General features: G+C 36.7%; 8 protein-coding genes and 1 pseudogene. 6 read left to right on the top strand and 3 right to left on the bottom strand.

The window, feature by feature from the left end:
* Window positions 1–135 precede the first annotated feature (135 nt).
* From MKY99_RS25555 to MKY99_RS25535, 5 genes are all read left to right on the top strand, one after another.
* Window positions 136–276 carry a hypothetical protein gene (locus MKY99_RS25555; RefSeq protein WP_339267050.1) on the top strand — a complete coding sequence of 47 codons (141 nt, stop codon included), beginning with the start codon at window positions 136–138 and terminating at the stop codon, window positions 274–276.
* 187 nt (window positions 277–463) lie between these two features.
* Window positions 464–2,665 (top strand): glycoside hydrolase domain-containing protein, encoded by a 2,202-nt coding sequence (locus tag MKY99_RS25550; RefSeq protein ID WP_339267048.1) that lies wholly within the window; start codon window positions 464–466, stop codon window positions 2,663–2,665.
* A gap of 21 nt (window positions 2,666–2,686) precedes the next feature.
* The gene (locus tag MKY99_RS25545) at window positions 2,687–3,031 is read left to right on the top strand and encodes a hypothetical protein (RefSeq protein WP_339267046.1); all 345 of its coding nucleotides are present in this window, start codon (window positions 2,687–2,689) and stop codon (window positions 3,029–3,031) included.
* A 1,899-nt stretch (window positions 3,032–4,930) separates the two neighbouring features.
* On the top strand, window positions 4,931–5,305 hold the full coding sequence (locus MKY99_RS25540; RefSeq protein WP_339267044.1) for a hypothetical protein: 375 nt from the start codon (window positions 4,931–4,933) through the stop codon (window positions 5,303–5,305).
* A 2-nt stretch (window positions 5,306–5,307) separates the two neighbouring features.
* A complete protein-coding gene (locus tag MKY99_RS25535) occupies window positions 5,308–5,481 on the top strand; it encodes a hypothetical protein (RefSeq protein WP_339267042.1) in 174 nt (57 codons plus the stop codon).
* Here the strand turns inward: MKY99_RS25535 and MKY99_RS25530 are convergent.
* From MKY99_RS25530 to MKY99_RS25520, 3 genes and pseudogenes are all read right to left on the bottom strand, one after another.
* Window positions 5,471–5,779 (bottom strand): hypothetical protein, encoded by a 309-nt coding sequence (locus tag MKY99_RS25530; protein WP_339267040.1) that lies wholly within the window; start codon window positions 5,777–5,779, stop codon window positions 5,471–5,473. The genes MKY99_RS25535 and MKY99_RS25530 overlap by 11 nt on opposite strands.
* A gap of 311 nt (window positions 5,780–6,090) precedes the next feature.
* Window positions 6,091–6,524 (bottom strand): annotated as a pseudogene (locus tag MKY99_RS25525) (transposase); the annotation flags it as partial.
* Window positions 6,525–8,494: 1,970 nt separating this feature from the next.
* On the bottom strand, window positions 8,495–9,268 hold the full coding sequence (locus MKY99_RS25520; protein WP_339267039.1) for a hypothetical protein: 774 nt from the start codon (window positions 9,266–9,268) through the stop codon (window positions 8,495–8,497).
* Between the two features lie 1,053 nt (window positions 9,269–10,321).
* Here MKY99_RS25520 and MKY99_RS25515 point away from each other — a divergent pair.
* A complete protein-coding gene (locus MKY99_RS25515) occupies window positions 10,322–10,513 on the top strand; it encodes a hypothetical protein (RefSeq protein ID WP_339267037.1) in 192 nt (63 codons plus the stop codon).
* Window positions 10,514–12,301: the final 1,788 nt, after the last annotated feature.

The following is a 12,301-nucleotide window of genomic DNA, read 5'->3' as shown; positions in this document are numbered from 1 at the left end:
CCGTGAGACAGATGAGGCAAGAACGAAATAGGGATGCAGGGTCACCTGCTTCAGGGTCTTAATTTCTAGTAATTGTCACTAAGCAGCGTTGTGATCGGAGGGGGATTGGTCAATCTTTATGGAGGAAAACGACAAATGGCCCGTAAGAAGTACGAAGCTGATGGAGAACAAAAGCATGGTAATCAGAATGATCAACAAGAACAGGTTCAAGTGCAACACGCTCCAATCGTGAGTAGTAGGCTCACCCCCTTTACGCAATTTTGGATAAATTTGTAATCTATTAAGCGTTTTTTGTGTAAATAGCTATATTCAGTAAATATTTCTTCCAATTTGAAATGGTATTGAAATAAAAAATTACCCTACGGATTGTAGGAGGAAGCTGAAGTTGATGGTGCGAGGAAACCCTTGTCCCATCTGCCTCGGCGAAGTCGAGAGACTACGAAAATATGAGGAGGATAATAAAATGGATGCAATGGTAAAAGAGGTACAAATTTGGTTGAATATCACATACCAAAGACATTATGATCTCCCAATTCTTGATGAAGATGGGATTACGGGTTGGGGTACAGTTAGAAAATTGATACAAGCCTTACAGATTGAAATTGGATTAACGCCAGATGGTAATTTCGGTCCTTCCACACAGGCAGCTTGTCCGATCTTATCTACAAGTACTTTGAAAGGAAACTTGATTTTTATTCTTCAAGGTGCGCTCTATTGTAAAGGCTATAATCCTAACGGATTCGATGGTGGTTATGGTAACGGAGTATCAAAAGCCATTACAAATTTCAAAACGGACGCAGGATTGTTAGCTCCGGATGGTACTACAACGCCTATGATTTTAAAAGCTTTGCTAAATATGGATGGTTATGTACTAGGAAATGGTGATCCTCAAGTTCGTGTAATTCAGCAGATGTTGAATCGTAACTATTCCAGCAAAATTGGGCTTATTCCAACCGATGGAAACTACACAAAAGATACAAATAAAGCAATTATTCAAGCCATACAGATTGAACAAGGCCAGACTACTCCAGATGGTGTGTTAGGTCCAACAAGTCTTTCTCTATTGCCAACGATACAAACTGGGAGCACGCTGACACCATTTATTTTATTGCTTCAATTTTCTCTATATGTTAACGGATATAGTCCAAACGGATTCGATGGTAAGTATGGAACTGGTGCGAAGAAAGCTGTTACTGATTTTCAAGCTTTTGTTAAATTAACGGCTGATGGAGTTGCTGGAAAACAGACTTGGGCATCGCTACTGGTAAGTACCGGAGATAAAACACGAAAGGGAACCGCATGTGATTGTGTTACTACGATAACACCGCAAAAAGCTCAAACTCTAAAACAGAATGGATACAAAGCAATTGGTAGATATCTCGTCCGCGATTGGAAAAGGATTAAAGATGGTGAACTTGATATCATATTTAATGCAGGAATTAATGTTTATCCTATTTATCAACGATCTGGAGATGGTTTAGCACACTTCAATGTAGCTCAAGGGACTCAAGATGCGCGGGATGCTTATGTCGCTGCCAGTAAATATGGTTTTGAAAAAGATACTATTATCTACTTTGCTGTAGATTTTGATGCTGTAGATGGCGAAGTAACAAGCCATATTATTCCTTATTTCCGAGCAGTGAATAATAAAATGAGGGCTTTGGGTAATAAATATAAGATCGGTATCTATGGACCTAGAAATGTTTGTAGTCGTGTATATACTGATAATAGTGCTGTCTCCAGTTTTGTTAGTGATATGTCTACAAAATTTAGTGGGAATCTTGGATATCCTCTTCCTGTTAACTGGGCCTTTGATCAAATTTCTACCATTACAATAGGTAGTGGGGATGGAGCTATTGAAATTGATAACAATATCCAATCTGGAAAGGATCTGGGTGTCTCTAGAATTATTAGACCAAATACCAATGAGGAAGGCTACTTATTAAGCGATTATCTGGTGCCCGTTAAAGACGAAGTTACAGCACTAGTTAAAGAACATCTGAGTTTGTTTCAGGATTTAAAAGCTAAGAGGTCGCCAGAGGCAGCTATGGAAATTGTCATTGAATATGATGAACTATTCACAGAATTAAGCCAAACCTATGGCTTTAGAAAGGCTTTAATTCAGTCAGTTCTTATGAGGGAATTGAGTTATGAAGATTGGAATCTTGATTTAGCGGCTGATACTGCGGTAACTAATTATTATAATTACAAAGTAGCACTTGAAGCTTGGGAAGCACTACCTCCATTGGTTCAGGCTGTGACTCCGATTCCAACCATGCCTTTAATAGTAACGACCGACAGTAGTACAGGATATGCACAAATATTCGCTCAGACAGCTATTAAAGCCATTAATTATGCAGTAAGTCAAGGAATTCTCACAGGTGGTTCAACATATGATCTGGGTAACTGGAAACATATGATGTTTATCTGGAATGAGTTACACAATAATATTAATTTTAACCTAAGGAATTCAGCATTTGTTTTACTACATGCCGCCAATCTAGTAGGACTAGACACTGATTACTACGGATATACTGAGTCAGAAACTAAAAAGGTTCTATCTAGATATAATGGAACCAGTGATGCTGCAACAGTATATGGAAATCAGGTATATCAGTACTATCAAGTTTTTGAAAAATATAATAAACTTGTAAGAGAGCATTAAAACTAGCATAGGAGTGAACTTATGAAGAAAACTAAATTATTAATATTTAGTGGATTAGTTCATTCAATTTTAGCATACTATTTCCATTGGGTTCTATTTCTATTAGTATCAATCTTTTACTATACAGGCGCTTTATTGGGTATTAACAGATTTGACGAAGGTGAGGAGCAATTTTTCATTGTTTTACTCTTGGTCACCATATTAGCTTGCGCCACATATTTTTTAATCATTATTTCTGTAAACCGCCTACTGATTAACGGTGCATATATGAGTAAACGAAGTTGTTTATTCTTTAATGGTTCCATTTTTGTGACCGTCGCTCTGATTAGGAGCATTGTCTTTATTAAAGAACAACTTTATCGCTAAACAGGAGCCGCGATCCGTATTATTAGGATTGCGGCTCTACTTTGTTGCAAAATATAATCAGTGAGTTGGCAATTGTAGTAAATATATAGGTGTGGGAATGCTAAAAAGCAGGAAAAAACATCTTTCTAATGCAGATTAATTGCTTCATCGCTATTTTCAATGAACTAGCCCTCGTTAATACTGTGATTAATATTACAGTGGATGGGGTATTTTCATATGTTTCTAAACCAGATTGAAGAAGACCATCTCAGAGAATCACTTTATATTCCAGAAACTTGGTACATTTATCGAGTTGAGTTTAGCTTGAAAAACAAACAATTGGACGTGTATGTCGTCTACAAAAGCGCGGTTTACTTACTTGTTCTGGATGTGGCACTGCTCATCAACCGATCTAATCGCAGATGGCACACATCTCAACTTCTTTGAACAACATTGTTATATCCATGCAGAGTTGCCCAGAACAAGATGCAACACCTGTTAAAATATCCTGCCTGTCAATGTCCCTTGAGCGATTAAGTCACGATCTAACTTCACGATTCATTTCGATGCATTAACCATGTCTCTTGCCAAAGGGCATTCTGATGAACGCGATTAGCCGACTGATTCAAGAACATGATACGCGGTTGTAGAGAATTCTGCATTATTACGTTGAACATGCCATTGCCGCACAAGATCGCTCGCATTTCACAAAAATCAGAATGGATGAAAACTAATCCAAACGCGGCAAATCTATGTCACCTTTTCATGAATACCGAGAAAAAGTATGTCATCTGCGCTACAAAAGGCAAAGATTCGATTACCTTATTTATCTGTAGGGAGCATCTGGAAAACCCATAGCGGTGATGTCTCCCGCATATAGGAACTATGTATGGATATGTCACCAGTAATTATTAATGGGACTACGCAATATTTTTCACATGCATCCATTACCTTCGATAAATTTCATGTGTTAAATTAGCTAATGATGTAGTCCGCAGTAGCGAGCGGAAATCGTGTGCAGATCTATAAGATACACGATACATGTGGCTCTAAAACGAAGAGAATCTGAATAACGAGCAAAAGCCTACCGAATGAAAATTTGCTTGCGAGGAATTTCTCGTTACCTTGTTGCAATTGCTCCTCTGGTACTAAAAGTCTGAATTAACTGGGGACTACATTACCATTTAGAGGCGATGGTTGAAGTCACCAAGACGTTCGAGAAATATTACGATCGTTACTTCCAAACTCAAAAACGGGTTACTGGAGGGTGTAAATACCCTCATTCAAGCGGACAAATGAAAGGCACGTGGTTCCCCTTGGTTGCTTGCTGGACTTTTGTTTTATTCTTCCGAGCAGCACAGAGTATGATGCCATGGACCAGGGTAAACTGATGACCCAACTGCGGCTTGGGAAAACTTTTAATTCAGGGCTAAAATGAACTTGACGATGGGTAGGTAGAGGATACTAGAGGACATCTCCTTTATCTTGGAATTTGTGGGCGTGATAAGCGACAACTTCTTCAAAAGGTAGATGTCCTTCTTTTATTGTTCAATCGATGAAACTTCTACATTCACGATTCTAACTTTGATAACTCGACAGCAAGTTTTTCGCAATAATCTAGTAAGATACAATAATTAAAAAGGAGAACTGATATGAAAACAATTAAGTTATGAATAATTATGAGAAGAATAGATGGTTTTTGATCTCTAATAACGGTACAGCTTTGTAAGTGAATGATTTTGATGAAACTAATGTATTTAAGAAGCAGCTATGGGTCAAATTTGAATATGAACAGATAAGATGTTTTATGTAAAACCACATGGATCGAATTCGATTTTAAAAGGATATTTAAAATAGAATACATATTGTATGGCGTAACGAATCACTATATAATAACTAAAGGTGATAAGGAGGGCAAAGATGAAATATTCCATTAATTTTTTTGGGTACAATGTTGATTGTAAACTTAGAATTGAAGATGAAGTTTTGCACGTTGATATTCCTGAAGAAATCCAAAGATCATTGAAGCAATATCTCATTCGGGTATTACCTAAGTACGGTAGAGAGGTCTCTAGTGAATCTTCGTTAGAAACGTTAGTGGGACTTGCTTTAGAGGCAGAAAAAACTCTAGATGGCCGTATGGCGGAACCAAAACTGAAATTACCTTATGAGTTTCAGCCGGAAATAAAGGAAAAGTTAATTAAAGCGGCTGCTCTACAGGAAATTTCAGCTACACAGCTACTGATACGTATTATTGAAAAAAAATATCAAGAAGTTATCAGATTGGAGGAGTAACATTGGCATACGGTAATAAGGTGAAATTTCATTATGATGTGCCGGCATACATTAAAAAACAACTTGCGGAAGCCGCGAAAAAGTTAAATATGACGGCTACCGAATTGTTATCGCAAACCATAGAAGAAGAATACGAACGCATAGAAAAAGAAAAAGAAGAGACACTTAAACAATAGATAAATTCGAAATAAATTCTCCAAGGAAATGTATCTGCTCCAAGGTAAGATTCTGGTATAGGTAATCCTTCCCGATTTGATCGTACGAAAAAAAATGACATACCGTGTACAATTCGGCATCATTTTGTTCAACTAGATAAATATTATAGGTTGGGGCCTTGTCTTCGATTTTAAAATGAAATGTAGATGTTGGACTTGCTTCCAAAAACATTTTAATATGCTGATATACATCAATTGGGAATTGATTCTCTAGTAAAGTGAAGGGGAAATTGGAAATTTGGTTTTCATAGATCAACATGTTTTGGTGATCCTCCTTTTTTTAGTGATACCGGATCTGACTAGGTCTGTTCATTATACCAAACATAAGTTCGTATGTTAAGGGGTATTTCCTTTTTTAGTATATTTTTCACTGATTAAAACGACTCAAAACAAAAAGCAGTGTTTGACAAAATGAGTTAAGGGTATCTATGAAAAAATATCTGCAGTTTCTATAATGTTGTAAGTTCGACCAAACAACAAAGGAATGTTCAGATGTCAAACCAGTATTACGTATTTTCTCAGATCTGTTGTTACTTTATAAACTTTTTGACATAGGGAGTCATGAGCCTAGGGACAGCTATCACATTATTTCGGTCTGACGTATTTAAGCGCTTCATATTTTGGATCGCAACTGTCGTAGCGGTAAGAATGTTCCCGTAGGTGTGAAATGCACTTCAAAGCCTTCCATCTCAGGTTCACGCCTACGGTTGTATGCAGTGATGGCATGAGCTTTCGACTTGCGAACTTCTTCGTAAATCGACTCGTATCCTGTATCCGTCGTTGCGTAGCTTAAATTGTAGGTCGGATGGTGCTTGTAGCCCCTTTAACGGAAGAATTGCAGCCTTTGCGTCATTCACGCATCCAGATGAAAGCAGCGCACCAAGAATATATTGGCTTTGTGTTGCCACTACGAGGTTACCTTTGTAGCCATACCAATTCAAATTTTTACCTTCACTGTTTCATTTCACATCCCACTCAGGTGAGATCGGCATCTGTTGTCGTAAGGTTTCGTAAGGTACAACGAGTTGGTCGGCAATATTCTTTTTGTAGCAGCCAGGCTTCTCGCTCTATTGTGTCTTCCAGAGATTGAACTCATAAAGAATATCCCGGGAATCGGGGATAAGTTTTTTATTTCCAATATTATACACTTAAAGAGCTAATTAAAACTTATTGGACTCTAACAAGTTTTATATGCAAGTACTCTAAATGCAACTCTCTTTTTATAGCAGGTAGTTCTAATATATAGATCTCTCTGTAAATAATTAGATGAGATATGATAAATATCAACATTTTTTTTGATTATTAAAAAAGAAAGTATTGCAAAATTATATCGGAAAAAGTGTAGTGCAGGTTTCAGAAAAATTAAGACGTTATATTCGATTCCTACAGATATGCTTTTGCTGATTAAGTTGGGTGATTGAGCAAGGGGAAGATGTAGAGAATTAGAAAAACAAGTTCCTGAACGATCAGAGGCTAAAATTTCATTTCGAATTTGTTGTTGAGCGGCGATATTTCTGTTATTGATAAGTATGTAATCTTTATTGAACAACGAAAAGAAGAGAGGATGACTGGACTCTTATATATTTTGAAAGTAGCCAATAAATATAATATAAATGTTGATGAGATCATTCATAACTTTAAGAGAAAATTGAAATAAGTTTTTTTATATTTTAACGAATACCAACTATTTTCGAAAATTAGCCTTAAATCGACAAAAAATCTAATTTTTAAACTTATGCAGTACTAATAAAACTAAGAAGAATTAAGCAATGAGTTCGAATTTTTATTAATGTGATGAACAACTATCAAAAATGAGAAATATCTAATATAAATCATTACAATATTTTAAAAGTAAAGGTAATGTATCAATGATGAAGAAGAAAATAATTATAGTTTAACAATTGCTAGTTTACTAATAGCTCCTATTGTCTTCGTTTTGTATATTGTTAGTCACGTTAAAATAACACCTTTAATCATGGTGAGGATTAGGCCTTCGTTAGAAGAAATGGGCGGTTATTTGTCTACTTCTTTTTGATACCATTTAATGGTATATTGAATAAAAAACGAGTAGAAGAGAGATAGTATATTCCCCCTTCTACTCGTTTTTTTATTTTAAGGATATAATTGAGATGCACAATTGCATATAAGTTTTCAATAGTTACCACCATTGACCGATATCAATCAGACTTAGAGTTTGTTACTTTATATTGGGGAATTAAAATGATTACTGATCCAATATTGTTAGATGAAGTAAATGTTCCGTTTGAGTCAGATTAACGTATAGCGGAACTAAAAGTAGATGGTTTACCGGCATCAAAATGAAATAATTTAATGATTTGTGGAGATAACAGAGGGTGTTATAGCTGCAATTGATAGTGAGGCCATATTGGATTGAGAGATCGTTGTGTGTTTTGTCTGAGGCGATCACTTGAATAAGCAGTTGCGCTTACTCCCGGTCCATCGGAAGAAAATTAGACGGGTCACCAAGAGACTCAACTTTGAAATGCGGGTGGACAAGATAATCGTGCAAGCTCTTCTCAAAACACCTGGTGCACAAACTCTTATTGTTTGGGCGAGGCCTCCATATCGTAGAGACTCACGGCATTATGGCAGATAATCAACTGCCGGCAAAATCGGGAAATCTCACTATGGATTTAACAGCGGTCATAAGGCTCTCCTCCTGTCGTCGGGTACTCTCTCATTTCGGTTTAGTTCTTCCGATTTAAGAAGTCCAGTACTAGTCGCAGTGATTTATGCTGACACCTAAGAGTTCAGCGCAGCTAGTCGACTGTGGTTATGAAGTGACTTCGTTTTTTTTCTCCCGATGCATTCCTAGAAAAGAGCGTCAACTGTATGCCCGTGACTAATAGGCGCACAATGGCTTACGTTCATGAGTTCACCCTGAAGATAACGCCATGGGGGAAAGAACACAATCAGATTAACTGATTGTGCTCATTTACTTAATATATGAGTCTTAATAGGATACCATATAATATCCTGGTACACTAACAGTAGGAACTGCGTTGAAGAAATAATAACCATGTAACAACTGAGAAAAAGTGGCATAATTGCTTCCTGTTCGAGCTGGGTTAACATATTCAACATCTGAGTACAGTGGATATTCACTTGACACTCCATAAATTGTTATAACCACATCTACATCGGATGGAGAAGGAAAGACATAAACAGTACCTGAACCAGCTAGCCAGATGTGAGTTGAGTATTCATTGAAACTGTATGACAAAGTTCCTCGAGCAGCTAATTCTTCGCTATTATTATCGTTTCTTTGAACTATAAATGAATCATTTTCACTAAAGATTGCATCCGATGAAATTCCTTCAGAATTAACTTTAGGAGTTACTAAAAAAGAGTTAGTATTAATTTTCCATAGACCATCTTGCTCAAGTTGAACTTCATAAGGGAATAAAGGATACGAAGTCCCGTTTTTTTCAACAAGAATATTTGCTATATACTTTGTTTCTGCTATTTTTTCTAAATTTATAATCGTGTAATTAATTTGAGTAGGCACTAAATGATCAGCAGCGTAAATAAATTCAGGTTTAGAAGAATTGGCGATAACAGTCAAATAGAGTTCTTTGTCTTGTGTATTTAAACTTGTGTAAAAATTTTCAATTGTTCGGGAAATCTGTTCTTCTGGGGACTTTGTAGCAGCAAAAGTTGAACTAGGAGAGATTAAAGAAATCAAAATTAGCAAGGATAAAGTTAAAAAAGAATAGTTTTTTTTCATAATTATTTGCCGCCTTTCCGTCTTCATAGATTTTTTGTAAGTATGAAAAATCAAATGATTTATTATGGCGCAGAAGGTTTCGTTCTAACGTAGCGAATATCAATATTCACGAATTGTGGCTTAAGAATAATTATAATTATTCGATTTAATCCTAAACACAGTTTTAAAGACTCATACTACCAATATCATAATTTAAATAGATGACATAAACATTGGTTGGAAATTGGATAAATGTGAGGAGAACTTTGTCTCCTAAGTAAATTCTATTAATTTTAGCCTTCTCATTAGCGAGTTATTATTTTATTTTTATAGAGTCACAAAGAGACTAATAATAAAATTTTTAAAGCTGTTAAATAGATATTATCATCTCTCATCTCCTTTTATGTTTATTGTAAAAAATGAATATTTTTCTCTTCTGATCCATAATATTACTTTTTTGTTTAAAAAACAACATTTTTTCTAGGTATTCTTTTTCTTCTAACAAATGTAATTAAATTTTACTTCAGGATAATAAAAGGTAAGGAAGGAAGAGGTAGATATACCTTCAACAAAGAACCGGATTACCCCAAAAAAGAGGCTGTATCTTCATAGTAAACTGCGGCAATGTCTGCACTGTGGAACAAAACTGAAGCGACATCATACGGCTTGGCATAAATATGTAGACACCCTTAAAGGAAACTTCGAGGTTTGGAATATGGCCTATGCCAGTCCTCATTCTGATTGCTCCTATCCTAAGCCGTATTACCGTTCTGTCGAAGATGATGCGCTTGGCATGAAATATACTTCCTATGGGTTTGACATACTTGCTCTCGTTGGTGAACTCCGCTTTAAACGATATTACACGCTTTCCGAACTCCATTAGGAACTGAATAGCCGGGGAGTCGTTACCTCCGAGAGAAACTGCGAACGGCTATATGAGCGATATTTGGCATTACATCGTGCTTCAATGACGACCATTTTGGTGAGACATTAGTCGAAGTGGTTCGGAAGCACTGAGGATTATTGCTTTCCATGGATGGCGTAGAACCCTAAAAAGGAAATGAAACGTTGTACTTGGTACGCGAAAGATTTAGCGGTAGCATTCTCGCTGCGCAAAACCTCAAAAGTGGGAGTGCTGAGGAGCTAAAACGTCTATTAAAGCCCATTGAACAGTTCGGCTTTCCAATTATCGGTCTGCTCAGTGATGGGCAGCATTCTATCCGTCTGGCCATGTCAGAACTCTGGTCAGATATTCCTTACCAGTAATGTCAGTACCATTATCTTAAAGATATGCTAAGCCTGTCGTAAATTTGAACCGGAAGCTAAAGACAGGAATTAAGTTGGAATCGGTATATCTGGTGAGGAGGCGAATTTGTCGTTCGGGTTAGAGGAAACATTGAAACAAGACGACCTGTTGACACGGCTGAGCCGTGTGGACTATGAAGATTACCCCCAGTAACGTAAAGGATGGGAGTCCCGGCTTCATGGGAATATTGGAAGCTTGAAGCCTCCATCTTCTGGGTAGACTTGTCCTTCTTGTAGCACGTGTTATCGACGATGAAAAAAACGTTTCCGGTTTTCCCGCGTTTAATATGTTTGGCCCGAAATGGTTTCATCATCTGTGCATACGATTAACGCACTAAGGGGAGTGATTCGAAAAATTGGTGGTGTTGCTTAGGTTAGGCTTCCCCTTAGTCGCTTGTTGGATTTTTGTGATATTCTTACGACCGGTGTAGAGTATGATGCCATATACACGGGTAAACAGTTGACCCAACTAAAGCTTGGAAAACTCTATATTCAGAGCTAAAATGAACTTGATGATAGGCAGGTAGAGGATACCATAGTAGTAGGACAGCGCCTTTATCTTTGAAATTATGGTTTGTGGTAAACAATAATTTCTTCAAAAAGGTTTATTTATTCATTCGACGAAACTTATACAAACACGACTCTAACTTTGATAACTCGACAGCAATGATTTCGAAATAATTAAGTTAATGGTTTCTCTTGCGAATAGAGGGGGGATAGAACCGTTTGAACCAAATAAGATTATAATATTTGTATGAAGATGGACATGTTCAACATGGGATGCTTTGATCCTATTCTATGTTACAATAAATCAGGATCAAAGCCATAATCATCTCTTGACAAAATAAAGATGGGAATAGAGAATTTTGTAATTCCTGTATTGTTATAAGACTCACATAACAACAAAAAGGAATACAGATTGAACTAAATCTATGAAATGCTTAGCCTACCTAAGTTAGAGATTCAAAACATTTATTCCATCTCTGTTGAAGAACTTTATATGGAAGCCATTTCGCTTAGTTAACAAAAAAATGCTACTCCACGTGCGAGTCGAATCGAAATTTGTCGGACCCAATAGGCTACTGGTCTCTGATTCACAAATTGTCGAACAAGTACATGGTTGACCGCCGTACGTAGTGCTCGGATACAGCAACCACCTGGTGCACTTTAGAGAGCTTGGATAAAGATGTTGTTCCGTTCGAGAAGCATATTTGGTACAAAGTCAAAAATGATCGATCTAGCATTAGGGTTTTAAATGTTTTGCTATCAAAGAAGGACATGATTATAATATTGGCAACCAAAATCTAAAAAGGTGAATCAATGTTAGATCTGCTCAAGATGAGGTATTATAGATTTAGCACAGCATTTCATACCCCGGATCAGCAAATGCTTTCAAATTGTGATTCGCATTGCGGATAGGTTTTATATTCGCGGTTACGTAATAAACAAGTCTGCAGGATATTCGAAAAAGGATCTAGGATCCTACTCATCTTGGAATGACTATTCAATTAACTATAAAGTAGCCATAGTGGGTTGGATGTTGGTATAAATAAACCTGTTAAATGACACAGCACCTCGCTTTATATAGCACCTTGAAGCGATGAGAAAGGACTATAAATCGGAAAAAGGAAATTATAAACCACTATAAATACTGAGGGACTGACGAAAAATAGAAGGTCCCATTATCGAATAAAACGTTTCAGCGCCACCATCGTAAACATTATAAAGCAGGTGTTTTTATTGAATATA

The sequence above is a fragment of the Paenibacillus sp. FSL R5-0470 genome, from assembly GCF_037975205.1.
Taxonomy (GTDB): Bacteria; Bacillota; Bacilli; order Paenibacillales; family Paenibacillaceae; genus Paenibacillus_AQ.
This window is presented reverse-complemented; position numbering and strand designations above follow the sequence as displayed.